Annotated in this window: 20 protein-coding genes; 9 read left to right on the top strand and 11 right to left on the bottom strand. The window is 33.6% G+C overall.

Features of this window, described 5'->3' with window-relative positions; all coding sequences use genetic code 11:
• Positions 1 to 34: 34 nt before the first annotated feature.
• From ACICP1_RS01050 to pheS, 4 genes are all read right to left on the bottom strand, one after another.
• Positions 35 to 505: a P44/Msp2 family outer membrane protein gene (locus tag ACICP1_RS01050; RefSeq protein WP_264719960.1), complete on the bottom strand. Its 471-nt coding sequence runs from the start codon at positions 503 to 505 to the stop codon at positions 35 to 37.
• A gap of 235 nt (positions 506 to 740) precedes the next feature.
• A complete protein-coding gene (locus ACICP1_RS01045) occupies positions 741 to 1,301 on the bottom strand; it encodes a hypothetical protein (protein WP_264720216.1) in 561 nt (186 codons plus the stop codon).
• A 78-nt stretch (positions 1,302 to 1,379) separates the two neighbouring features.
• Positions 1,380 to 2,615, bottom strand: coding sequence for an NTP transferase domain-containing protein (locus tag ACICP1_RS01040; protein ID WP_395460924.1), 1,236 nt, complete (start codon positions 2,613 to 2,615; stop codon positions 1,380 to 1,382).
• Complete coding sequence (pheS, locus tag ACICP1_RS01035) at positions 2,616 to 3,659, bottom strand: phenylalanine--tRNA ligase subunit alpha (protein ID WP_264719957.1); 1,044 nt, start codon at positions 3,657 to 3,659, stop codon at positions 2,616 to 2,618.
• Between the two features lie 680 nt (positions 3,660 to 4,339).
• Between pheS and ACICP1_RS01030 the strand changes: the two genes are divergently transcribed.
• Genes ACICP1_RS01030 through ACICP1_RS01020 form a run of 3 tightly spaced genes read left to right on the top strand, consistent with a single transcriptional unit; the run spans position 4,340 to position 7,346 of the window.
• Positions 4,340 to 6,064: a hypothetical protein gene (locus ACICP1_RS01030; RefSeq protein WP_395460923.1), complete on the top strand. Its 1,725-nt coding sequence runs from the start codon at positions 4,340 to 4,342 to the stop codon at positions 6,062 to 6,064.
• Positions 6,065 to 6,104: 40 nt separating this feature from the next.
• Positions 6,105 to 6,701, top strand: a complete 597-nt coding sequence (locus ACICP1_RS01025) for a riboflavin synthase (protein WP_064085308.1) — start codon at positions 6,105 to 6,107, stop codon at positions 6,699 to 6,701.
• Positions 6,702 to 6,758: 57 nt separating this feature from the next.
• Positions 6,759 to 7,346 carry a CvpA family protein gene (locus ACICP1_RS01020; protein WP_211907805.1) on the top strand — a complete coding sequence of 196 codons (588 nt, stop codon included), beginning with the start codon at positions 6,759 to 6,761 and terminating at the stop codon, positions 7,344 to 7,346.
• Between the two features lie 130 nt (positions 7,347 to 7,476).
• Here the strand turns inward: ACICP1_RS01020 and ACICP1_RS01015 are convergent, their stop codons facing one another.
• Positions 7,477 to 8,802: a phosphomannomutase/phosphoglucomutase gene (locus tag ACICP1_RS01015; RefSeq protein ID WP_010407162.1), complete on the bottom strand. Its 1,326-nt coding sequence runs from the start codon at positions 8,800 to 8,802 to the stop codon at positions 7,477 to 7,479.
• A 129-nt stretch (positions 8,803 to 8,931) separates the two neighbouring features.
• On the opposite strand from ACICP1_RS01015, the gene ACICP1_RS01010 reads away from it, so the two are divergent.
• The 4 genes from ACICP1_RS01010 to ACICP1_RS00995 all read left to right on the top strand — a co-directional run bounded on the left by ACICP1_RS01010 (position 8,932) and on the right by ACICP1_RS00995 (position 14,234).
• Positions 8,932 to 10,788 carry a hypothetical protein gene (locus ACICP1_RS01010; RefSeq protein WP_395460922.1) on the top strand — a complete coding sequence of 619 codons (1,857 nt, stop codon included), beginning with the start codon at positions 8,932 to 8,934 and terminating at the stop codon, positions 10,786 to 10,788.
• A gap of 193 nt (positions 10,789 to 10,981) precedes the next feature.
• Positions 10,982 to 12,511: a hypothetical protein gene (locus ACICP1_RS01005; RefSeq protein ID WP_395460921.1), complete on the top strand. Its 1,530-nt coding sequence runs from the start codon at positions 10,982 to 10,984 to the stop codon at positions 12,509 to 12,511.
• 233 nt (positions 12,512 to 12,744) lie between these two features.
• Positions 12,745 to 13,452, top strand: coding sequence for a uroporphyrinogen-III synthase (locus tag ACICP1_RS01000; RefSeq protein WP_064085243.1), 708 nt, complete (start codon positions 12,745 to 12,747; stop codon positions 13,450 to 13,452).
• Positions 13,452 to 14,234: an exodeoxyribonuclease III gene (locus ACICP1_RS00995; protein WP_395460920.1), complete on the top strand. Its 783-nt coding sequence runs from the start codon at positions 13,452 to 13,454 to the stop codon at positions 14,232 to 14,234. Before ACICP1_RS01000 ends, ACICP1_RS00995 begins: the two co-directional genes overlap by 1 nt.
• A gap of 37 nt (positions 14,235 to 14,271) precedes the next feature.
• On the opposite strand, the gene ACICP1_RS00990 is transcribed toward ACICP1_RS00995, so the two are convergent.
• The 6 genes from ACICP1_RS00990 to ACICP1_RS00965 all read right to left on the bottom strand — a co-directional run bounded on the left by ACICP1_RS00990 (position 14,272) and on the right by ACICP1_RS00965 (position 24,882).
• Positions 14,272 to 15,186: a hypothetical protein gene (locus ACICP1_RS00990; protein WP_395460919.1), complete on the bottom strand. Its 915-nt coding sequence runs from the start codon at positions 15,184 to 15,186 to the stop codon at positions 14,272 to 14,274.
• 633 nt (positions 15,187 to 15,819) lie between these two features.
• Positions 15,820 to 18,348, bottom strand: coding sequence for a DNA polymerase I (gene polA, locus ACICP1_RS00985; RefSeq protein ID WP_395460918.1), 2,529 nt, complete (start codon positions 18,346 to 18,348; stop codon positions 15,820 to 15,822).
• A gap of 111 nt (positions 18,349 to 18,459) precedes the next feature.
• Positions 18,460 to 19,926, bottom strand: a complete 1,467-nt coding sequence (gatA, locus tag ACICP1_RS00980; RefSeq protein ID WP_395460917.1) for an Asp-tRNA(Asn)/Glu-tRNA(Gln) amidotransferase subunit GatA — start codon at positions 19,924 to 19,926, stop codon at positions 18,460 to 18,462.
• A 186-nt stretch (positions 19,927 to 20,112) separates the two neighbouring features.
• Positions 20,113 to 22,485 carry a DNA topoisomerase (ATP-hydrolyzing) subunit B gene (gene gyrB / locus ACICP1_RS00975; RefSeq protein WP_353281653.1) on the bottom strand — a complete coding sequence of 791 codons (2,373 nt, stop codon included), beginning with the start codon at positions 22,483 to 22,485 and terminating at the stop codon, positions 20,113 to 20,115.
• A gap of 221 nt (positions 22,486 to 22,706) precedes the next feature.
• Positions 22,707 to 23,939: a hypothetical protein gene (locus ACICP1_RS00970; protein WP_374699746.1), complete on the bottom strand. Its 1,233-nt coding sequence runs from the start codon at positions 23,937 to 23,939 to the stop codon at positions 22,707 to 22,709.
• A 76-nt stretch (positions 23,940 to 24,015) separates the two neighbouring features.
• Positions 24,016 to 24,882: an ankyrin repeat domain-containing protein gene (locus ACICP1_RS00965; protein WP_395460916.1), complete on the bottom strand. Its 867-nt coding sequence runs from the start codon at positions 24,880 to 24,882 to the stop codon at positions 24,016 to 24,018.
• Positions 24,883 to 25,116: 234 nt separating this feature from the next.
• On the opposite strand from ACICP1_RS00965, the gene ACICP1_RS00960 reads away from it, so the two are divergent.
• Both ACICP1_RS00960 and ACICP1_RS00955 read left to right on the top strand, forming a co-directional pair.
• Positions 25,117 to 25,800, top strand: coding sequence for a phosphatidylserine decarboxylase (locus ACICP1_RS00960; protein ID WP_264374591.1), 684 nt, complete (start codon positions 25,117 to 25,119; stop codon positions 25,798 to 25,800).
• On the top strand, positions 25,797 to 26,567 hold the full coding sequence (locus tag ACICP1_RS00955) for a CDP-alcohol phosphatidyltransferase family protein (protein WP_395460915.1): 771 nt from the start codon (positions 25,797 to 25,799) through the stop codon (positions 26,565 to 26,567). The genes ACICP1_RS00960 and ACICP1_RS00955 overlap by 4 nt, the downstream gene beginning before the upstream one ends.
• Positions 26,568 to 26,588: the final 21 nt, after the last annotated feature.

Raw genomic sequence — 26,588 nt, 5'->3', positions numbered from 1 at the left:
AAACCAGACTTCACTAAAAACATTCAATCAGATTTTACAAATTAAAACTCATTCCAAATTCAACCCCATGCGAAAGTTCATGGAACTTTTGCAGCTTGTAGCCAGCAAAAACACTTGTTCTCTCAGAAAGTGGAAGATTAATACCAGCACCTATTTGATAAGAAAAAAATTCTTCTACGTCTGGCCCTTGATTTTCTGAAAGAGGAATTTTAGCAACACCTCCCAGACCAAAAGTAACATAAGGAGTAATATCTGTATTTTCAAATTGATGATGATAGTGAAGCTTTGCCATAAGTCCCGCGTCTAAAATCCCTTCATTCATAACAAGTTTAACTGCAGGACCAAATGAAATTTTAATGCTATCTGTACAGTGATAGCCAAGATCATAATTAATACCAAGCATGCCATACGACGAAGAGGTGTAGGTTCTATCTTTAACCCAATCAACTCCAAAAGACGGTGCTGACAAAGAACAGCAAGCCAACAAAGTAAGTAACTTTTTCATTTTTATCCTCCAAAGATTAATATATGCATATACAAGCATATAAATATTAAAAATAGTATAAATTGCAAGTAAAAAATTGGAATTATTTTATTTTTTTTGTTATTTGCCTTTCTCTTGCAATTGCAAATTGGCATATCTTTCACTATCTGCTGCAATCATCATTTGAGTCTACATCACTTACTTTCGCTTCAATATAATTTCCCACTAGCCTTTACTAAAAATATTCAATCAGAGTTTACAAATTAAAGCTCATTCCTAGCTCAATTCCATGGAAAATTTTATGAAACCTTTGCAATTTGTAGCCAGCAAAAACACTTGTTCTTTCAGAAAGTGGAAGATTAATACCAGCACCTATTTGATAAGAAAAAAATTTATCATTGACTATAGTTTCGAAAACCTCTGCCAATAGGGTACTTATGTTTTCACCTACATTATCAGCTCTACTTACATTAGGTTTAGCCTTCATTGTACGAACTATAACAGCACCAACACCAGCAGTAATATAACGAGTCATATTCGTACCTTCAAATTTATGATGATAATGAAGCTTTGCCATAAGCCCTATAACTCCTCCAAATTCTTCATCAAGAGTAGGTTTGATTACAGAATTAATAATAGGTTTGATTACATAGCCAACTGAAATTTTAGTGCTATTTGTATAGTGAAAACCAACGTCATAATTAACACCAAGCCGGCTATATGACAAAGAAGTATAAATTCTATCTTTAATCCAATCAACTCCAAAAGACGGTACTGACAGGAAACAACAGACCACCAAAATCAGCAACTTTTTCATTTTTAACATGTATATTGATATACATGTATACTAATGCATATATTAAAAATAACATAATTCGCGTAATAAAAATTAGAGTTATTTTATTTTCTTAGTTATTTGCCTTTCTCTTGCAATTGCAAGACTTTTCTCTGGCACATCCTCTACTATAACGCTACCTGCTGCAACTAGAGAGTCATCATGAACATTAAGCGGTGCAATTAATGAACTATTGGCACCAATAAAACAATTGCTTCCAATATTTGTTTTATGTTTCTTTTTCCCATCATAATTACAAATAACGGTACCTGCACCTATGTTACTCCCCTGCCCTACCTGAGTATTTCCTATATAACTTAAGTGCTTTATCTTAGTATTTATACCTATATCACTTGCTTTTGTTTCAACAAAATTACCTATGATTGCACCATCACCTATTGTTGTATTTTCACATTTGGCAAATGGACCAACCCTAACACCAGATCCTATTTTTACTCCAGGACCAAAAAAAACGTATGGGTAAACAATCGAATCCATACCAATTTGCGTATCAAGAGAGAAGAAAACAGTTTCTGGAGCAACAAGTGTTACTCCAGAGTTAGTGAAAAACTTTCTTTTTTCTTCTTGAAAGTAAAACTCGGCCGTTGCAAGGTCATTCCTATTATTTATGCCAGTTGCCTCCTCCTCATCAGCAATAACATAGCCAACATTTAAATTACTCTTTACTGCAATGGCAACTATATCAGTCAGGTAATATTCGCGAGCTTGATTATTACACTCTATTTTCTCCACTAATTCATGTAAATCTTTTGTATATGCAACCATTATTCCAGCATTAGCAAGAAATTCCTCATCATTATTTCTACCATTTTGTACTTCTACTATTTCTCTTAGGGAACCGTTCTCAATAATTAGTCTACCGTATCCTTTATTATCAGTTTTAAACCCAAGACAAACTAAAGCATTGCTCTCTCCTAAGCAGCTTATCATTTTAGTTATTGTGCTGCTTTTTATCATCGGAGTATCTCCATACTGCACAACAACTATGTCTGATAATTCTTTCAGGTTTCTCATTGCAATTTTGACTGCATCCCCTGTGCCGAGCGTTGACTCTTGTGTAATTAATTTTATATCCTCAAAGCACTTTAGTCTTTCAATTAAAGGCTGATCAACTACAACAGCAATATTTTCAGGATTTAGCTGCTTTGCATTGTAAATGACGTGCTCAAGCATGGAGAAATTACCTATTTTGTGCAGAACCTTAGGCAAGCTTGAATTCATTCGTTTACCATGCCCAGCAGCAAGTACAACAAATGTATAAGATTTATTTGTCACTTATCTTAAAGACGAAAAATGAAAACCATAATGGTTGAGCCAATTGATTTTGTTGTCGTAAAAACTCCTTAGATCACCAATTTGATATTTCAGCATCGCAAGCCTTTCTATGCCAATTCCAAATGCAAAGCCACTGTATTTAGTATGGTCTATTCCAACATTTTTAAAGACATTTGGATGCACCATACCACATCCAAGTACTTCAATCCATTTACTATCTTTATAGCTTATGTCCACTTCCGCAGAAGGTTCAGTAAAAGGGAAAAAACTATTACGAAAGCGTATTCTTAGACCCTTATCTCCGAAAAATTTACTAAGGAAGCAATGAATAGTAAATTTTAATTGGCCCATATTGACATTTTCATTAACATAAAGTCCTTCTATCTGATGAAACATAGGAGTGTGAGTTGCATCAAAGTCATTTCTGTATACCCTGCCTGCAGCCACTATTTTAATTGGAAAAGTTTTTGTCTTTTCCATGGTTCTAATCTGCACAGATGAGGTATGAGTGCGCAGCACCATTCTTTTATCATTTATTTTATTCCTTAAATAGAAGGTATCTTGCTCCTCTCGTGCAGGGTGGTGACTTGGAGTATTTAATGCATCAAATACGTGAAATTCATCTTCAATATCAGGACCATCAACTGCTTTAAAGCCCATATGCGCAAAAATGAGCTTCACTTCACTTATAACTTTACTGAGTGGATGAATCTTGCCAATTCTTTCTGGTCTGACAGGCAGTGTGATATCAACTGCTTCATTTTGCAGTTTTAACTTAACTTCTTTATCTTTCAGTTCATTTTCTTTGCTTGTTATAAGCTGGTCTATCTTATTGCGTAAAACATTAATCACTGCACCTAGGTCGCGTTTCTCTCCTGCATCATCTATATTCTTTAAGTCATCGAAATAAGCTTTTACTACACCCTTTCTCCCCAAGTATGACAACCTAACTTTTTCTAAATCCTGCAAAGAAGCAGCATTTTCAATCTCAGAAATTACCTTATCTTCAAGTAAAGGTATTTCACTTATTAGCTCTTTGTTCACCTTAAAAACGCCAGCTTAAATTTTTATTATAGTGAAATCTTTAATATCATCAATAAAACTATTCGCATAAAAAGTTGTCATCAGAGTAGCTGATCTCTATGATGGTATCATTAAAATTGCCCCTATCCGAGTGTTTCCTTCTTCTGTCATTCCAGTGCTCCGACACTGGAATCCAGCCTTTACTTAACAATAAAAACTTAGCATAACTTTCGTGCTCAAAAAATTCCTGAATTCCAGCATCAAGTGCCGGAATGACATCTCTATAGGACTCCTAACCAATCCAAAATATTAAGAAATTCACCAAGCAAAAAAAAGGCAAAAGAATCTCCCAGTAGTGAGTTTTATAATGTAAATTGGCATTGTAATAATGTTCTAACGCTTATTTTAAGCGGATTTTGGCTGAATGTAGAAAAAATAAAAAAGACATGCAGCCGCTATAATTTTATGTAATTTGCCAATAAATATCTGAGTTTTTTACTGAATTTTGTTATTAAATCTGCAGAGATTAAAAACAAGGATAAATACTCTTATTGTCATGATAAGGAAACTGATGAGGTTTGTAAAGTAACTTCTTCTGCTCTTATTGAATCCAACGCGCCGCTGTTATGCAAGGGCGCTATAATTATTAATTTATTGACTAATTATGTTTTTTATTTCACTCTACATTAAAAAATTTACTCATGCATAGTAGTAACATAGAAACTAAGAAAAAATACAAAATTGAGGATTTACCTAAGTTTTTTAAGGATAGATCTAAAAAAATAAGTAAGGCATTTTCTAATGAAGTACTGGAGATTAGAACCATTCGCTCACAAAATATTACAAGTGATACACAAGAGTTTTCATTTAAGCTCAAGCTGCTAACAGAGGTAAACCCTAATACAATAGGACCTCAAATAAAACATTTAATTTACTTTTTTAAAGCCTGCCTTTCTCAGGAGAAAAACTTCACAGCCAATATAAAAGTACCAAAAGAAAGTGAAGAATTACACAATAACTACCATAAAGCTAATAAAACTGTAGAAGAATTCATAAGTAATGCTCCAATTCAAATCCTCCTGCAGTGCATAACAATAACGCTACAAACAGAAGTTCAAAACATCAACCTAGGTAGCTTGCAACAAATCGAGATATTCTTGAATAAGCAGCTAAAACATGTAGAAAAAGCCAAAAGTGAGGAGCAAAGTCAAGATACGTTACAAGCAGAAGAAACTGAAAATAAAAACGAAAATGTGGTTGAAAAAGGGAACACGCAAGGCAACCAAATTGTGCAAGGTTCGTTTGGCTACAATATAGTAAGTAACAGAAAACAAATTACACGCGCACCAGTAATTGTTGCTGCAATGCATGAAAATATTTCCTGGTTTAGGTCTCTTTTTCAGCCATTCAATTTTTTTAATACGGCACAATTCTTTTTCCCACAACTGCCCAAATTTTCTATACAGAGTAACAATATGCCACCTGGTGTTATTCCAGCACTTGACCAAAAAGAAAAAGAACCAGTGTTAGACACTCGGATAACAGAGGGTAGTATAGGAAATTTAGTCCCTCAAGAAACAGAGCGGGATATAGGTCAAATTAGGTCACACACAGATTATTTTAAGGCTAATAGAAAAAAGAAGTCAAAAAAGCAGGCTAAAGAATTATTGCAAGAAGAAAAACAATCAATCATAAAACAAGCTCAAATTGATGCTAGAGTAGCTATGATAGATAATGTAGCTAAGCACAAGGGAAAAAAACTCGATGAAATATTCGTAGAAGTAGTAAGTGAATATAAAAATCAAGATCCAGAAATATTTCACAATATTTTCGACTCAATGTTTAATATTATTTATTTCCAAGATAAACAACTACATGAAGTATTAGAACCAGATGAGATATCAGAAGCATTAGAAATGCTGAAGATACCACAAACAGCCGGCAAATCTTCTTTTCCAAAAGAGTATTTACACAAGCAAGTATATAGAAAAAAAGAGCAGTTGATTAAATTAGTTTCAGGCCAACCTTCTCCACAGCCTAAAAATGTTTCTCATGAAATTTTACCAAGCAAAGCTGTAGACCATTTACCAAAAACAAATGAAGCTAAAACTCCATTGCCTACTAATATTAGGCTCAAATCACCATTAAAAACTGTATTTTCTTCAAAAGAGACTTATTTTTGTCTATTTTTAGTAGCAGCTTCTATATCAGCACTCTGCCTATGGCACTTGCCGCTGGGAAAAGTGTCAATTTTAAAGGAATTGGTGCCAACAGAAAAAAGGGAAAGTATCGGTCTAACATTAAACATAGGGTTACCAATATTAATTACACTGTGCGTTTTGAACCTGGCTTACTTTCTATATTCTGAATATTCTGTAGAATCTATTGAGCAGATAAGTAAAAAAGATCTTCCTTTGCGCACCTAACAAATAAGATCTTTTGTGATATAATTATTTATTTTATTGCATGTTTAAAGGAATTATCAAAGATATTGGCACTATAACTGATATCACTATCCACCCTAACTCTGATCAAATCTTCCATATTGAGACACAAAATTTATCCTCTATAAACAAAGGAGATTCAATATCCTGCTCCGGAGTGTGTTTAACTGTTGTCAACATAATGAGCAATGTATTCACAGTTCAAGTATCTCAAGAAACCATGAAGGTTTCTAACTTAAATACGTGGAAAACAGGGAAAAAAATAAACCTAGAACAAGCAATGAAACTGAGTGACAGAATTGACGGCCACTTGGTTCAGGGTCATGTGGATGACACAACAGAAATTTTAACAATCAATCAAAATTTAGAATCTCATGAAATCAGACTATCATGCCCACAAGAATTAATTAAATTTGTTGCAAAAAAAGGTTCTGTAACGCTAGATGGAGTTTCCCTTACAGTAAATTCAGTTGTCGATCAAGAATTCACTGTGAACATTATTCCCTACACATGGAAAAATACAACTTTTCAATATAACAAAACAGGTAATTACCTAAATTTAGAAGTTGATATGATTGCTCGGTACTTAGACCAGCTGATAAAATATCAACACAATTAATTTTACAACTTTGTTATTTACAACTATTATATCTTGAAAATCATATAGATACAAAATATGTTTTTCGATAGCCTAATTATCTTTATTATTGTCTTGTGTGTAATAATATCGATAACTAGAGGTTTTATAAAAGAGCTATGTGCATTAATGTTCTTGCTCTTATCAGTCTTTTTGACAGCTAGTTACTATGATTTTTTTATTATAAATTATAGTAAGTATTTTGACTCTAAAGTTACACAAAACATACTTTCTACAATCTCTGTATTTATCATACTTAATCTTACATTCATGACAATGAATAACTGGCTAATGTACATATTATCACCTATAAGGTTGGGATTAATGGATAGAGTTACTGGAATCTTTGTCGGAGCACTCAGAGGAATATTGCTTTCTTATGTACTATTTTTTGCTGTGCACTTATATTGCCACACAGTATATGATAAAAAAGAGGGAGAGTCTAAAATAGACGCAGAAGACATATTGCCCAATTGGATAATAAATTCACACTCTTATCAGGCTTTATTTGTTACAACAGAAGAAGTAATTAACATGTATGTACCAGAGTCATTGATACTAAAAATAAAAGAGATCGGTGAGGAAATGGTTGATCAAGAAAAACCTCAAAACAATAAAGAAAAGTGAGTGTTGATTTTCTATAGCTAAACTATCCTAGACAGCTGTTATTCACAGCAGTGCGCCATAGGTTACCAATTCCTATTACTAATCAAACAAAACTGCAAACATTGACGAATAAGTAAATCATCAAAAAAATTTAAATGTATAATTTTAGTTCATCAATGTAATACAACAAAACTTTTTTAGTGAATTCAAAATCTTCTAAGGTATTTCCTTCACATCTTGCTGTTATGCAGTTTTGCGTATTTGATACTCTAAGAAGCCACCAACCTTTATCATCAGTTACCTTAATTCCATCAAGCTCTGAAAATACAATGTTTTGCTGCTTTAGTGTCTCCTTTATTGATTCAATTATTTGAAATTTTTTCTCATCCTTCACTACAATTTTCACTTCATGAGTGATATATAACTTTGGTAAATCTTTAATCATCTCAGATAGGCTTTGGTTTTTCTTAAGTAAAATGTCAATGGCTTTAATAGCAGAATATAGTCCATCATCAAAACCTAGCTCAGAAAAGAAAAAATGTCCACTCAGTTCACCGGCAAACTTGGCCCCTTCTTCTACCATCTTTTTCTTAACTAGTGAGTGTCCAGTGGCACAGGTAATTATTTGCCCTCCTAATTTGCTAACGAAATCATGCACTTTCATACTCATTTTTACGTTGGCAATAACCTTGCTTTTTGGGTGTTCCGCCAATACTTCACGTGAAAAAATCATAAACAAGTGATCATTGGAAACAACATTACCTTTATTATCAATCAAGCGTACCCTATCACCATCACCATCAAGTGCAATACCAAGATCACATTTATCTTTCTTGACAATATCTATTAACTGAGCAAGATTTTTCTCTTCTATGGGATCTGGGTCATGCAGTGGAAACGTTCCATCTATAAAGCTATTGGTTACGATGTGTATATGATCTGGTAAAATCTTTTCAATATACCTTACAATTGTTGGGCTATTGCCAAAATCCCAAGCTATTTTTAGTTTTTGTGTAGCGTTATTCTTGAGCGCATTTTTTAATATGTTAACGTACTCACTATATATATTCGTGTTAATTAAGCTTCCAATTTTCGTGCTGTTTTTAATTGTATTGCCTATAATTTCCTTCATTTCTTGATCTGAGTAAACTTTTTTACTACTGAAAAATTTAAAGCCGTTATATTCTCTGGGATTATGAGAAGCAGTGATCATAATCCCAAGATCTGCCTGCATTGTTGCAGCGTAGAGCATAGGTGAAGAACAGAGCCCAACGCGTATAACATTCGCACCGGATAAAATCAAGCCTCTGATTAATTCTTTTTCTATGCTTGGTGAATCTATCCTGCTGTCATAGCCTACACAAACGTTAGCTGCAGTTTGACCGAATTTTCTACCTATTTCATACCCATCACTGATTTGCAGGTCTCTGCCTACCACACCTCTAATATCGTATTTTCTTATAATAGTATTGTCCATACTGCACTTCTTGGAGTGGTTAATATATAACATTCCCGCCAAATACTCAAGTTTATTTAACTATAAGATTAGTTGATTTTTTAAGAAAATATGCTAATATTATAATATAGTTCTCTAAAAATAGAAATTATGCTAAAAGAAAACTTATTTATAGCTGAAAATCAAGGTTTAGATGTAGATGAGCAAAAGAAAAATGATATTTTAAGTTTCATTAAATCTTGCAAAAATTTTCAGGATTTTATCAGAAAACTAGAAGAAGAAAATTTAATCTGGTACTTTATTGGTCCTTTACACAAAGATGAGAACATTAAAGAACAGGTAAGTTCAAAGTGGAAAGAGGAGTTTCAAAAGTTTGAGCAATCAATAAATGCAACACATAAAAAATTCGCAGAATCTCTACCAAGTGAAAATTTCTTAGTATATACAACACAAGATAATGAATTTAAAATTAGATTTGAAAATAAAGAAAAACCAATAGAGATTAGCACCCTTTTAAGAGCCAGTGACGAAGGCAAGGTTTATAACCTATCTTTAGGGAAAGATAGTCAAATAACTGCAACCAAAAAAGGCAGCGAAAGGCACTATGATTTTACTGGTTCAAGCTCATGTGAGATGACCATTAACTGGCAAGCTAAGGATTCTAAAGGCAATAGCATAGATTGTAGCATGACTGTAGAAGTAAATTCTAAGGGCATAAAAAGAGTGATTGATGAACCAAAATTTGGAGAAATAACTGACCCAGAAGAGGTATTAAAATTAGTTGAGCAGAATAAAGAAGTTTTTATCAATGGCAAAACTCTATATCAAACTTTCACTGACATGGTCAAAAGTGTGAACGAGCAGCAAACACCAGCAGATGAAACATTTACAAAAGATTCACCACAGTCAGCTACACCAAGTAGCAGTGGATATTCTTCTCTTAATACACCTTCTTCACGCAGAAGTTCTTTGTCTATTAGTAGTGAATTTAATGGTGAAGATGAAATATTTGAGAGTGATACGTTTAGTGATGAAGAAGAGAACAAACAAGAAGGAAATGAGTTAGAGGAAGAAAACACATATCTCAAGAAGGAAAACGCGGAGTTAAAAAGCCGTAATACGAAGATAACAGAAGAAGGTGAAGCAGAAGCAAGTCAATTAATCGAGGGAAAGCAAGATCTGGAAAAAGAAGTCACAAGACTTAAAGATGAATTGAAAAGAAAGGAAAAAGAGTTAGCTAAAAAGGATAAAGACATAGAGCAATTAGCACAAAAAGTAACCGTACTAGAACAAAGTCAAAAAGATAAAAATGTTAAAATAACACATTTAATGAGTCAATTGAACGATAAAGAAAGTGAGATTCAGTCAACAAATAGAATAAATGAGGAACTACAGAAAAAATTGGATCAAGTTGAGATTGAACTAAGTAAGTTGAAAGAAGAAAACACAGAGCTGAGAAATTATATAGAGAAAATATTGGTAGAAGGTTCACAAGATAATCATGAAAAGCAGTTTGTAGAACAATGGATGGAAGCAAAAAATGAAAACGAAAAATTGACTGATAAAGTAAATCAATTAGCTAGAGAATTAAATCAACTGCAAAAAGAAAAGGGAAATTTAGAAAGGGAAATTTGGCAACTTAAATCTGGAAGATCACTTGCGGATGAGTTCAGTGAAGTAAATGCGAAAGTAGCTACTTCAACTGAAGCTGAATATGAAAGTAGAGGAATCGAGGCAAGTGATCACGAAACTACAGTTCCTAAAACACAAGACCAAGGTACAAATGCAGGTATTGATGCATCATCTTCAACAGATCAAAAAAAGACCAAGGAAGAAGAAGCTCGAACAAACATACCACAAAACATTATGGATTGGTCTATTCCAATTCCGAATGATAAACCAGAAGAGCAGGAAACTCCATTAGAGCCAACTAAGGTAAATACAGAATTATCAGATCCAAAATCAACCCCTGCTGAGATTCCTAAAAAATCCACCCCTTCAAAATGATGAGTTTTTGCTTCAACTATAGCTAATCCAAACGAAACATCATACCGCAACAATCACTAATTTTCTGTGCTTTCAAAAAAACACATCAAGCAAAATCATTTGAGAGTAAGTGGACATTGTTAGATGAATTAACCCTAACTTAAGAATCAGATATATACAATATTAGTATGTTTAATTAATAGTGAGGTTTAAAATGTCACCTAGTGAAAAAAACTCTTCAAATTTTGTTGAAACTAAGCAAGATGATCTTAAAATGATTCAAGATTCTTCATTAAATTCAGATATCATTCACGATCCCAAGAAGCTGAAAGACAGAATTATGGATCTGTTAAAAGGAGATACAGAATTCTCCAAGATGAAGCAAGGAGATAAGGCCCTTGTAGTAGGTACAGCAAGTGGATTATTTGCAGCAGTGTTACCATTTTTGGCAGTTGGTGCAACACTTGCTATACCAAGTGCTATAGTTGGTCTTACTCTATTTTTCGCTGCGAAAGTTGCTGTAAAAGCAGTTCAATCTGGATATAAAGGGCTCAAATGGTCAGCAGAAAAAACAGTTGAAGGAGCGAAGCATATTGGCGGAAAAATCAAAGATGGTGCTGTATATGCCAAGAATTCGGTAAAAGAAACTGCAAGTTCTGTAAAACAGGCAACACAAGAGAGAGCTAGCTCTACATTAAGAAAAATGGGGGATAACATTCAAAACCTTGGAAGGAAGATGAGTGATAGTGGTGCAAGCATGTCTAGTTTAGATGGCATCGCATATTCAATAGGTAATGAAGATCAAACTGTTATTTTGAAAACAAAAGAAAAAACGAGAAGTTTTAATAGTGTAAAGGAAATGTTTGTCAAGGAAGTTTTTGAAGACAAAGGTGTGAATAGCTCTGCTTTAACTAGGAAAATATTTTCTAAGCTGGGGGAAAAAATATTAGAGAAAGCTTATTCTGTTGATGGTCAACACAGTGCCAAAAAGGACCAGTTGATCAACCGATTGAAGCAGCAAATAGATTTTATCAATAAATTAGATGCTAAGAAGTTGCAACATTTGTTAGCTAAAGATAATAGCAGCCTATATGAAATTTTTTCTGAACATCATGATGAGATTAAGGAAGTTATTAAAGAATGCAAGGAAGAGCATACTCGTTTTAATACTTTAGAAAGGCTTAATAAGTCAGCAAAAAGGCATAAAGCAAGTTCTATGAATTCACTGGAAAATAGCTTATCAGGTAGTAGTTCAACGAGTTCTATAAGTACTGTTAGCAGCAAAGCAGAATTATTAAATCCTAATGAGCATAAGGAAGTAAAAGAACCTACTTCATTTTGGAGCAAGTTGTTACCATCACTAAAAGGTGGCAAAAAGCCAGAGGAAGCTACTTATATAAGATATCAAGATTCTGAGTTGGATCAGATACAATCTGCGGAGATAGGAAATAGCCGTTTTTATGTTGCTCCGGAGAAACCGCCAAGAAGCAATTCAACGGGTTCTTTAAGCACTGACAGTACTGCTACAACTTCTAGCTTTGCCAGTTACCGTCGTAATTCTGATAGTGGGTTCAATTCACCAAGTTCTTCTCCGCAACATGGTATGTTCACTGAGAAAAATGGCAAGTTAAAAACCCAAGCTGACTTAAGAAAGACAGGTTCTTTGGACAAATTGGTGGGACCTTCTTCAACAGTAACTGCTGAAGTCGATGTAGAGCATCAAGCTCCAAAAATGAAGATATAGAGAGTAAACAAAACTATCTATCTTCTTAAAAAAGATGTTACTCACTGAGTAACATCTTTTTTTCATTTGATCAAAAACATTCGCTTATTTAAGATCAGTTTTCTAGCACTGGGCCAATTATGGAGTTTCTTTTGCCTTTTTTCTAGGTTATGCAAGAAACTTGAAAAATAAAATTTTTATTCAATAATTTGTGTATAAGGGATATCATTTTACTGCTAGCGAAATAAACCAGAATGAAGTCTATTTTATTGACAAGGCCTTTATTAGATTCGTTGAGCACAAGAAGCACGCTAAAAAAATATGGATACAAAGTTTTTATAGAGCCAGTATTCACAATAAAGTACTTAAATCCTGATATATCCGCGCACGAATTTGATGTTGTGATATCTACAAGTAAAAACAGTGTAAAGGCTTTCAGTCAAATATGCAAAGAGGATAACTTTTCGATTATTACAGTTGGTAATTCAACTATGCAGGCTGCAAAAAATTTGGGATTTTCCGATATAATCTCAGCAGACAGCAACGTTGATGGTCTGATATCATTCATAAAATCTCATTATTCAAATGCAATAAAGTTCTTATATATAAGGGGACAAGAAGTATCATGTGACCTAAAAAAAAGATTATCTGAAGAAGGTTTTAACGTAAGAGAAGTTGTACTCTATAAAACAATTACTAAAAGGAGTCTAACTAATAGGTGTAAAAATTTACTATTGGACGGTAAAATTGATAGCGTTGCTTTTTTTTCCTCACAAACTGCAAGGGTATTTTGTTCATTAGTTCTAAAAAGTGGGCTATCTCCTGTGATGAATAATACAGTTGCATATACCATGAGTAAAAACATTGCTGATAGTTTAAAGTTAATCAAGTGGAAAAAAATTATAACATCGAGGTTGCCCACAGGGGAGAGTTTAATTGATATAATTAATAAGGATTGTTGATGCTAAAGATTGCAACTTGGAATGTAAACTCCATACGTAAAAGAATTAACCAACTTTGTAGTTTTATAGTTGATAGTCAGATAGATATAGTTTTGCTGCAAGAGATAAAATGTACAGAAGAGCAATTTCCTTATGCAGAGATAGAAAAGTTAGGATATGAATATGCTGTCTATGGACAAGTTGCAAGAAATGGTGTTTGTGTTTTATCTAAATATCCAATACTGGAAAAATTAAAAATTGATATTGTGGAAAGTCATCAAGAAGCACGTTATATAGAGTGTGTGATAAAACACACCAATAATAAGGTAAGGGTAGGAAGTGTATACGTTCCAAACGGTCAAAGCCCAGACTCTCATACTTTTGAGTATAAACTCAAGTTTTTTGATAACCTATATGAAAGGATGGGCACTTTGTTGAAAAATGAAGAGTTAACTATTATAGCTGGCGATTATAATGTTGCACTGGATGAAATTGATGTTTTTGATTCAAATTTATTAAATGGCCAAGTGTGCTTTCATATAAAAGAGCGTGAGAAATTAAGAGCGATCTTGAATCTTGGATTTAAAGATGCATTTAGAATATCTCACCTCAACTTACAACAATTCACTTGGTGGAATTATCAAGGCAATTCACTCAGAAACAATCAAGGAATGCGAATAGATCATATGCTGCTATCGCCACAAGCTGCAGATAAATTGGAAACATGTTACATAGATGATAGGTTGCGTAAACTAGAAAACCCATCTGATCATACTCCTGTTGTATGTGTTATAAAACAATAAAAGACCTATTACACAATTCACCTTTGGCAAATAGGTCTTACTTGACTGCTGTCTTTTCTGTGCTTTTGGCTGGCTGATCTATAGTAATTTTTCCATCAAGCATAGTAAGCTGCTCACCCCCTTTATTTCCCACCTGAGAAGCTTGTTTCGGAGTAGGTTGTTTTTTACTCCCGTCAGCAATTGTTTCAAGAGGTCTTTCAATTGGGGTTTTTAAAATATCATCAATACCCTTGTAAATTTTTTCATTCAATTTTTCTCTCTTTTCTATATCATCTTTATCTGGTGAGCTAGGGTCATATAAAGTACCTGGCCTATTATTTGAAAAAAGAACTTCAATTCCTCCCTTTACAGCAAATATTGTACCAATAACAGCAGCAATTATCGCAAGTGTAGTAGGACCAAAAATTAATATTGAAGCAATGGAAAAAAGAATAGGAAGAAAAACTTTACGTAAGAACTTTGTTACCATCTCTTCATCACTAAGTAGTGGTTTATCCTCTTCTTCCTTAACATCTAAAACTTTTCCAAGACCTGGTATTTTTTTTAATAATCCTCTTCCAGGTATTTTACGCTTAACAAAATCAACAACCCAATCCCTAGCTTCTGTACCACGTACATCATCTAAGCATCCTTCTACTATTTGCTTTACTTTACTATCTTCCTCTCCAGCTAATTTTTTCTCTCTAATTTCTTTAAGCACAGAAAGTAAAAACTGACAAAAATTCTCTTCACTGAGTGGTCTTATCTTTTCTGGATTGACATTATTAAGTAGTATGTACTCATAATCTGATATGAAAACATTAGTTATTCGTGGGCTCTCCTGTGATTTGGCTTTATCTTGTAATGCTTCCATGAAGGCATCATAAATTGCCTTATGTTCTTCTTTGAAAATTATCTCACTTTCCTTTATAGGTGATTTTGAAGACTCTGCTTTTACTGGTGGAACTGTCATGGTTGACCTATTTCATTTACCTATGCCATAATTATAGCATATTTTTCGTATTAGTTCAAATTTCTTAGAACCTGTCTTGAAAGAGAAAAAAAGAAAAGAATAAAGCAAAAAATAGAAAAGTAACAAATGATATAAGTGATAAGGGAATGTAAAAAATTGCTTCCATATATTTTAAATCTGATTATAATTACAGTTAGAGATATTTTAAGAGCTCAAAATCTATCTTTGTCTGCAGACTTTTCAGTCAAATTTTTAATCAAAAAGCGTAGCGTATCTTCTTTAGTGCATGTAAATATGCTTAATCTCTGTTGTATGTGCGCTGCACTTTTTTCTAATCTTTTTTTTACACAGGGGGATTTTATGTCCAGAATTCCAGATATTTGACCTTTACTTTAGCTAAAAACCAATAGGCGCCTATTGTTTAACGCTAATTAAAATAAAAATTTTTCTAATATATAGAAAAATCACTGTTTACTGAAAACGGGGCAAGAAAGCTGCTAATGTCACAGAATTTTAGGTAAATGTTGTTTGCTTGACGTATGAGTGTACTCTCCTTACTTCAAGAAATATTTAATATGACTATGCTTGTTAATTAAGTCCTTTCAAGACAGGTTCTTAGGGTCTACGGTATAATTAAGAAAAGCCCCAGTTGTCGCTAATTTTTATTTCTACTTCAAGTGGTATAGAGATTTCTATCGCATTTTCCATTACGTCTTTCATAAGTTTTGCTGTTTCTTGTACCTTGTCGTCCTCTACTTCAACTAGTAGCTCATCGTGAACTTGGAGGATTATTTTACCTGTTTTCAATTGATCAAAAAGCTGAATCATTGCACGTCTTATTATATCAGCGGCGGTTCCTTGCAGTGGTGCATTTATTGCTGCCCTTTCTGCAAATTGTCTTAGATAAGGAATTTTATTGTTGATGTCTCTTACAAAACATCTTCTACCAAACAAAGTCTCTACATAACCGTGCTGTCTTGCGATAGATACTGCTTTTTCCATATAGGCTTTTATTTCTGGATAACAAGAAAAATAGTAATTAATATATTCAGCAGCCTCCTGAAAGGTAATGCCAAGTCGCTTTGCAAGGCCAAATGGACTAATGCCATATATAATGCCAAAATTAATGGTTTTTGCTTTGCGTCTTAATTGCTCATCTATTTCTTGCACTCCAAAAACTTGTCTTGCAGTGATATCATGAATATCTTGCCTGTTTGCAAAAGCTTCTTTAAATGCGGTAACATTTGCAACGTGTGCCAGGATTTTTAATTCTATTTGTGAATAGTCAGCAGAAATTATCTTGCAACCTTTTGGCACAATAAAGGCTTGCCTGATAAGACTACCTTCTTCGCTTCTGATAGGAATATTTTGTAAATTAGGATTGCTAGAGCTCAGCCTTCCAGTTGCAGTCACAGTGATTGAAAAGCTTGTATGTATCCTACCATCAAGCGGATCAACCTGTTTTATTAACGCGTCAGTATAGGTACCCTTTAATTTACTTGAATGTCGCCAACTTAAAATTTTACCTGCGATTTCTGTCCCCTCCTCTTCAAGTGCCTCTAGAACTTCAGAGTTTGTGCTATAAGACCCAGATTTTGACTTTTTCTTTTTACTTAGCTCCATTTTATTAAACAAAACATCACTTAATTGTTTTGGCGATGCAATGTTGAATTTTTCTCCTGCTAAATTATGTATATCGTTTTCAAGTACAGCAATTAGCTGCTCAAACTTATCAGACAATTCCTGTAGTTTTTGAATATTGAGCAGTATTCCATTTTGCTCCATATCAAATATTACTTTCATGAGAGGTCTATCAAAGCGCTCGTAAATCGTAAAAAGTTTTTCCTGAAATAATCTTTGTGTCAGTTTCTCATGGATCGCTATTAAAATTTTTGCCGAGAAAGTTTCTACATTTTTACTTAAATTGTGTGCAATTATGTTTGGAATGCTGTGATCATGCTTACCTGTGTCAAGGCTGTATGACATGATCATCAGGTCATCAATTGAGTCTAGCACTCTCTCTATTGTAGGAAATATTTCTCTGATCTTTCTAATATCATGTACTATTTTAAGCACCCCATTTGAAAATAAAGTTGAATTTATTATAGTAAGTGCATCTTGTAGGCAGCTTTGATCTATGTAGAAAATATTATCCTCACTACAAGATAAGGAGATTTTGTTCAATCTATTGTTTTCAAAGTGGCAATGAATTGCAATTTTACCTTCATATCTGCAATGCTCCAAAAATTTTTCTAATTCTTCACTACTATATTCTATTTTCTCTTTTGTGCTAGATCTACTATAAGAAAAGAGCTTTTCTACTTTTCCTATCAATGAATTAAATTCATATTTCTTCAAAAAGGATAACAATTTTTCCATATTTGGAGGATGGACTTCATATTTTACAATATCATGTTGAAGATCTACTTTTTTGCATAGTGACAAAAGTTCTCTTGAAATTAGTGCTTTTTCCTTATGCTCAGTAAGAATATTACGAACTCTTGTTTGCTCAATGTTATTGATGTTTTCTATAATGTTATCCAACGAATCAAATTTATCCAGCAATTTAGCTGCAGTTTTTGGGCCTATTCCTGGAACGCCTGGAATGTTATCAGATGCATCTCCAGTTAGAGAAAATAAATCAAGAAGCTTATTTGAATTTACACCAAATTTTTCTATTACTTTTTTTTCATCTATGTATATATTTTTAATAGGATCAAATATTAAAATATTGTAATTCAAAAGTTGAAACAAGTCTTTATCTGATGAGACTACTACTACTTTAAAGTCTTCGTGGTTGGCATATTTTGCAGCTAGTGTTGCAATTATGTCATCTGCTTCATAGCCTTCAATCTCTTCATAGCTAAAGTTAAAAGCTTCTACCGCTTCTCTCAGTATTGTAAATTGTGGAATTAGATCCTCAGGAGGTGTTACTCTATTTGCTTTATACTCAGAATATAAACTGTGCCTGAAATTTTTTTTGCCAGAATCAAGTGCTATAGTTAAGTAGTCCGAATGGGAAATATACTTCAGAACCATATTAAGAAAACCGTACACAGCACCTACTGGAATACCAGCTGTGGTAGTCAAATGATGCAAAACGTAATAAGCTCTGAAAAGAAAACCATAACCATCAATGATTGTGAAAGTTTTTTCTTTCATTGTAGATATTTATGTGTGCCTTTGATGGTCTGTTATTTAGCTATAAAAATCAAGCTCTTGTTTCCTATAGCCAAAATAATCATAATGCTATAGTTACTATAAGAAAACATATTACGTAAGGGAATTAACTATTCTGCCACAATTTTGCTCTATCACACTTGCCATATTTAATATTCCAGCTTCATCGTAATAATTTCCAATCACTTGCAAAGCAAGTGGTAAGCCTTCATTGGAAAGTCCAACAGGAACAGAAATAGCAGGTAACCCCGCTAAGCTTGCCGGCACGGTAAACACATCATTGATGCACATAATTAGCGGGTCTGGCTTTTCATTTAAGCCAAAAGCTTCTGTTGGAGCAGATGGCACAAGTATGTAATCTATTTTTTCAAACGCTTTTATAAAATCATTTCTAATTAATGCCCTAATGCACTGTGCTTTTTCATAATACTCATTGTAATGACCTGAAGAAAGCGCATAAGCACCAATTAAAATTCTCCTTTTCACTTCTTTACCAAAACCTTCTGCTCTTGTTAGCGAATACATTTCTTCAAGGGTATCAGCATCAACCCTGAATCCGTAACGTACACCATCATAGCGAGCAAGGTTAGATGAAGTTTCAGCAGAACAAATTAGATAGTAAACCGGTATCGCATATTTAGTATGAGGCAGAGTAATGTCAACAACTTCAGCACCATTTTCTTTTAAATTGGAAGAAACTTTTTCCCAATGATGAACGATTTCTTCTGAAATTCCATCCATTCTATATTCTTTTGGTATACCAATGCGCTTACCCTTGATATCACCATTTATAAGATTAGAGAATTTAGGCACTGGCCTTTTGCTCGATGTTGAATCTTTTTCATCATAGCCACAAATTGTTTCCAGCATTAACGCTGAATCAGAAACGGAACGAGTAATTACTCCTGCTTGATCAAGAGAGCTCGCAAATGCAATCATACCAAAACGCGAACACCTTCCATAAGTTGGCTTTATTCCCACTACTCCGCAATAAGCTGCTGGTTGACGTACAGACCCACCAGTATCGCTTCCTAATGCTCCAGCGCATAAAAACCCAGCAACTGATGCTGCAGATCCACCAGATGATCCACCAGGAACAACTTTTTCTCCGTCACTTTTTCTAATCCATACATTTTTAACAGGACCAAAATAGCTGTTTATGTTCGCAGAACCCATAGCAAACTCATCCATGTTAAGTTTACCAAGCATGGCTGCTCCATTTTTTAAAAGCAAGTTAGATACCGTAGATTCATAAGTAGGGATGAAATTTTCCAGCATTTTTGAGCATGCTGTTGTTTTTATTCCTTTTGTACAGAATAAATCTTTAACACCAACTGGTATGCCCATAAGTGGTGAAATATTATCTTTTTGTTTCAAGAAGTATTCATCTGCTATTTTAGCAGCTTTTATCGCGATTTCTGGGGTTTTTGTTACAAATGCATTTAGTTGCTCATTTTCAACTGCATTAACATGCGTCTCTACAAGCTCAACAGCAGAAAAATCCCCCCGCCTAAGTCCATCATGCATCTCTGTAATAGTGAGCCTTCTCAATTCATTCATTAATATTCAATTTTAGCGAGGCATTAATTATAACAACAATAGGACAGAAAATCTATATATTTATGATCGAAAACGGGAATACAACCGAGATCAATTCAGATTTCTGAAATGGATTGGTTAGTAGTACGTTTTAAATAGCCGGTTTGGCACACAATGCTAAGCCATAAGGGTTTAGCGTTTCTAAAATCAAATATCAACATCATGCACGTTAAGTGCATTGTTATTTATAAAGTCACGACGTGGTTCAACTATATCACCCATTAGCACCGAGAATATGCTATCTGCTTCTTCACAATCTTTTATTTCAACTTTTAGCAGAGTTCTAGTTTCTGGATTGAGTGTAGTTTCCCAAAGCTGATCAGCATTCATTTCACCAAGGCCTTTAAATCTCTGCAGAGTTAAACCTTTTTTACCATAATCCATCACTATTTTTGCGAGTGCACTTGGAGACTTTATTTTTATTTCAGTTTCTTGCGACTGTAAAAATGAATCACCATTAAATAAGTCAATTATGTTATCAAGAGAACTCAATATATTCCGTATTTCTTTACTTTCAAGCATACTAAGCGAGAATACATATTTGTCTGCTAACCCTTGAAACAATTTAGCAATGTGAATTTCCTCATCTTTTACTTCTACTTCCCAATTATATTCACTATACATCAATTTTAAATATTTTAATATCTCATCAGCAGACAATAGAGCATTCTTTTTGCTTAAAATTAGCAATGATTCTAAGAGATCTTTTGGTATTTCCCTATCATAATTTTTGCTAATGTTTGAAATACTGAGGCACTTATTCAAAACGAAACGCAAATCTTTGCCTACACCATTTAATGTTAATTTTTTAATCGCTGAATTTACTATATACTCTTCAAAATTTTCATCATCTTTGATATAAGTATCTTTAGCATTTTTTGTAACTTTATAGAGCGGTGGCTGCGCTATGTATAAATATCCTTTTTCAATTACTTCACGCATATGTCTAAAAAAGAAAGTTAGAATCAAAGTTCTTATATGCGAGCCATCAACATCTGCGTCTGTCATAATGATAATTTTATGATACCTAGTTTTTTCAATATCGAAGTGCTCACTCCCTATTCCAGCCCCAATTGCCGTGATCAGAGAGCCAATTTCTGCAGATGAAAAAATACGATCCAGCCCTGCACGTTCTACGTTTAGAATTTTCCCTCTTAAAGCAAGTACCGCCTGTGTTTTACGATTACGTCCCTGCTTTGCAGTACCACCTGCGGAATTACCCTCTACTATAAACAATTCCGATAACTCAGGAACTTTTTCCTGACAATCGGCAAGCTTTCCAGGTAGAGTTGCAATATTAATATTGTTTTTATTTTTAACTAACTCTCGTGCTTTTCTTGCGGCTTCTCTTCCTTTTGCTGACCTAATCGCTCTTTCTACTATACTTGCTGCTAACTTGGGGTCAGTTTCAAGTATTGTACTCAACTTGTCAAAAACTATGCTCTCTACAACTGCCCGCGCTTCAGAACTGACCAATTTATCTTTTGTCTGTGAAGAAAATTTAGGATCAGGCATCTTGAGAGATAAAACACAAGTTAAGCCTTCTCTAACATCTTCTCCAGTCAAATTCACTTTTGCCTTCTTCAAAAAACCTTCATTGTTTGCATAGTTATTGATACATCTGGTTAGTGCAGATCTAAACCCTGCCAAATGCGTACCACCATCCCGTTGTCTTATATTATTTGTGAAGCATAGCATATTCTCATAGTAGGAATCATTCCACTCCATTGATATTTCTACACTGGTACCTAGATCTTTTACATTATCTCTAATGCTGGCAATTTTAGTAACATGTGTCTTATTCTTGTCTAAGTACCGTACAAAATTAGCTGTACCAAAATTATCTTCAGACTCTTTACTATCGTTAAAATGAGACTTTACATGTGGTTTATTACGGAGATCACACAAAATGATCTCAATATTTGAGTTTAAAAATGCCAATTCTCTGATGCGACTCTCAAGAGTGGAGTAACTAAAATCAATACTACTAAAAGTCCCCGTTGATGGCATAAACGTTACTCTAGTTCCTCTTTTATTTTTGTTTTCATTAATTACCTTTAAAGATTCAACAGACTCACCATCTTCAAAGCGTATGAAATATTCCTTCTTATTGCGCCAGATGGTTAATTCCAGCCAACTCGATAACGCATTAACAACTGAAATTCCAACACCATGTAATCCTCCAGAAACCTTATAGGTATTGCTGTCAAATTTACCTCCTGCATGCAATTGGGTCATTATTACTTCTGCTGCTGATATTCCTTCCTCTGCATGAATATCAGTTGGAATGCCACGACCATTATCGGTTACAGATACTGAGCCATCTTCATTTATGCTAACTTCAATCTTACTACAATAACCAGCTAAAGACTCATCTATCGCATTGTCAACAACCTCGTACACCATATGGTGCAGACCAGATCCATCATCAGTATCACCAATGTACATACCTGGACGCTTTCTTACAGCATCAAGACCTCTTAGGATTTTTATTGCGTCAGCGTTGTAGTTACTTTCCATGGAATTGCTTTATTTATAAATATTAATTAATATTACATTTGTATGTGCTGATTAGCAACATCTTTAAGTTGAAAGAAGGATCCTTGACATGTAGATAAAATATAATACATCACCTACACGAAGTGGTTTTACATGTTATTTCAATACATAAACTTAAGTTCAAATAATCATACAAAACTCTGCTTCGTATTTCAAGATAAATGGCTACAATCAAATACAATTTACCTTCTTCTTTCAATTGGACTTTCTAGCTCAACACAGGATAAGTTGCTCATACACTCTTCTAATATTTCATTCTTTTTATCATTGTTTAATCTATTGCTGAACTCTTGACACCTTCTCTCAAGAGCTGAATGCGTAGTCATAATATACCTTACTGTTTCAGATGATAACTCTGGTAACTCGCTACGGATCCTTTCTTGTTCTGTTCCAGAGAAATTGGTGAAATTGGCTCTGGCCATTTCAGGGAATTTTTGTGTGATCGTTTCTTTTATCATTTCTCTAGCCTCTTCTCCATCGAGTGTAATAACCACTGATGGATGTAAGCCAGATAAAGACTCAAATAATTTATTGTATGTTCCACCTGCACAACTTTGACCTTGATTACCGTAAGTTGTTGCAGCGTCTACAAGACCTTTTAAAAACATATCTTTTCTGTTTTTTATGTCTTCATCATTCAAAGGAGTTCTTTGATTTTCTGTCCCTGTATTTCTATCATTGCAGGCTTTCCAACATAAAATAGCTGCTTGCTTTAATGTTAACTTACTATGATTGTCTTTAAAATTATCTCCTGTTCTATTGATAAATCTTAAGCATTCAAGTGCATGAGATTTATCGCCTTCTGTAAATTCATTTGATTGTTTGATGTACTCTTCAATGTCGGTTGTGTTGCCTCTATTTAGCTGTACATAGAATTCATCTTTGCTTAAATTCTCTTTATACTTTTCTATGAGTCTATCAACACTCAAGTTTATACTAGCAACTGCACTTGGGTCATGAGTAGTTTGTGCCATAAAAGGAATGGCTGCTAAATCTTGAAAGAAAATAGGCCTTTCTTCCTCTGGAATTTGTTGTATTAAATCGTTAAACTGCTGTATTTCTTCAATGAGTGATTTGTTTAGCAACCATAAGCACAATATAGGCAGTACCAAAAGCACACAGGAATTAATAATGTGTATAATTAAAAAAATGCTTAATGTTATTCTAATAACATTTTTTGGCCACGCTGATAATCTTTTTTCATTTTCCCTTGGTTTGAAAAAATAATTTACTAATGATAAATACAAAGAGAGCTGTACAAGAAGAAAAAATGAAGGAATCATACTTACTAATAAAACTATATTAATGAATCTTTTAATTTTATTAGTGTTGTTGTAAGCATTTTGCACTCTTTCTATTAAAGCCTGTACTCTATTTCTATTTTGCTGTTGATTATTATTTTGACCTGCAAACATAACACACCCCCATTCTAACATTAATATATCATGCTATAGAAAGAATTTAAATAAAGCAAGAAATTTAGAGCTGCTTTTATTTTTGCTTGATTGGAGATTCTATCTTTGTGCTTTCTGCTTCATCTAGGCTACTAATTGGTTTTTCTGCAGTAATCTTGTGAGTTACCTTATTCTCGATACCTGCCCCATATGATCTCAGTACTTCAATGGCTTTTTCATTTCCACTATTGAGCGCAATATCCAAAGCATCTATTCCATCTTTATTTTTGTGGTTGATAAAATCCTTCAACTGATCTCTACCAAAGCTTTCTATATATTGTTTAATGATGAGTTCCACTACTTTTCCAGGACAATTATTAGCAGCAGGAAAAAGTATTGTATTGTTATTATTATCTTTTTTCGTTATGTCTGCTTTGAGTTTATTTATCAAATACTCGATAACTTCTACTCTGCTATCATCCTTTGCTTCAGTGCATTGTCTAATAGCTAAAAATAAAGCTGTCCGCCCATTATTATCAATATCTTCAATATCCTGTCCCTTATCAACTAAGGCTTGTATTACACTTTTATTTCCATATAAAGCAGCAAGGTGAAAAGGTGTATGTCCTTCAGTGCTTTCTCTTTCATCAATTGACGCACCATTGCTAGCTAGCAATTCTATAAACTCTGGCGTGTTTGCAAAAATTGCAAGGTGCATTGGTGTTAAGTCATCTTTGCCATGATTTCCAGTTTTTGCGTTAACGTTTGCTCCGTTATTTATCAGCAATTTCGCTATTTCAAACTGCTTATACCCGATAGCAACATGCAGTGGCGTACGATTACGTTCATAATTATCATTGACATTTGCACCAGACTTTATTAGTAGCTCTGTAGCTTCAATATCACCTGCCTTAATTGCAACGTATAAAGAAGGAGATTCATCTTTTTCTATTTCCCCTGTCATACGAAATTGCGAACATATTAATTCATAGATTATTAAGGATTATTATTAAGTTTTTATTAAAGTTATATTAATAATAGTAAAAAAACTTCAATTTTTATTAAAAAATTTACATCTATCAGCGATTTTATAAGCAAATGTTTATATAATAATTCGAAAAGTGAAACAGTAAAAAAAAGCTTTTCATGAGAAATTATAAATGATAAATTGTTAATAATGAATTATTGAGAATAAGTTATGTGCTTTGGTTTGCCTAACATAAACAGAGAAGGTTATTTATTTATAATTGTTTCCTTTATAGTAACGTGTATAGCATTTTCTATATCTTGGGGGACTGGCATTACTTGCTTATTACCAACACTACTATGTACTTATTTCTTTCGTGATCCAGCAAGAGCTGTACCAAACAATAAGGATTTTATATTAAGTCCCGCTGATGGTGTGGTTTCAAAAATTGAAGAAGTTAGTTACCCTTTATCAGAAGAGAATAGAGAAGAGAAAAAGTTTACGCTTGTCAGCATATTTCTAAGTGTTTTAAATGTTCATGTGAATCGTATACCAATATCTGGTACGATAAAGGAAATGAGCTACAAGAAAGGCAAGTTTGTTTCTGCAATGAGTAATAGGTCCAGTAATGAAAATGAAAAGCAGGTTATTGTGATTGAGTATGAAAAGGAAAAAGAAATCATTGTGGAACAAATAGCTGGATTTATCGCACGCCGCATTGTTTGTAATTTAAGAGCGTCTCAGAATGTAAAAGCAGGTGAAAGGTTTGGAATTATAAGATTTGGTAGCAGAGTAAATATTTATATCCCTGCTGGAATAGAGGTAAGAGTCTCAGAAGGCCAAACTGTTATTGGTGGTGAGACAGTTATAGCAGATTTAAATAAACAAGAGAAGCTTACCTTTGACATTGTATGAATAACGATGAAAGTAACGGTAAATCCTTACCTATTACCAAGTTATTTCCAAATTTTATAACTTTACTGGGTTTATGTGCTGGCCTTACTTCACTTAAATTCACATTTAATGAACAATGGGAATTTTCAGCAATTTTTATTATCATTGCAGCAATAATAGATGGAATGGATGGCAGGATAGCCAGAATTTTAAAATCAACTAGCGATTTTGGAGCACAACTCGATTCTTTTGCAGATTTTCTAAATTTTGGTTCAGCACCTGCTTTTCTTTTATATTTTTGGAAGTTAAATGAAATTAAAGTTGTAGGATGGATTTTAGTAATGATATATGTAATCTGCATATCAATAAGACTTGCCAGATTCAATATTTCGTTACATTCAGAACAATTATACTGGAAAAAATTTTTCTTTTCCGGCGTTCCAGCTCCTGTATGCGCTTTACTTGCTCTGTTACCAATAATTATTACCTTTCAATCTCATGAGAGTGAATACTTACTTCTTATAGAGCAATTTTTTAACGTAAAGAATACAGCTTGTTACTTTTTGGCCATTTCATTTTTTTCGATAAGTCATATTCCAACTTTCTCTGCAAAGTACATTTATGTTCCTAGAAGCCTATCCTATATATTTGTGTCGTTTTTTGGAATATTGATCATACTGTTTATAAGCAAGCCCTGGATAACACTACCAATTTTAGGCGCATTGTATATACTTACTATTCCAATAAGCACTGGACTTTATATATACTACACATATAAAACTCATTAGCTATATAAAAGTAGTGAGCAG

The organism is Wolbachia endosymbiont (group B) of Ablattaria laevigata, assembly GCF_964277395.1.
Taxonomy (GTDB): domain Bacteria; phylum Pseudomonadota; class Alphaproteobacteria; order Rickettsiales; family Anaplasmataceae; genus Wolbachia.
The sequence above is the reverse complement of the archived record's forward strand: the minus strand, read 5'-3'. Positions and strand labels throughout refer to the sequence as shown.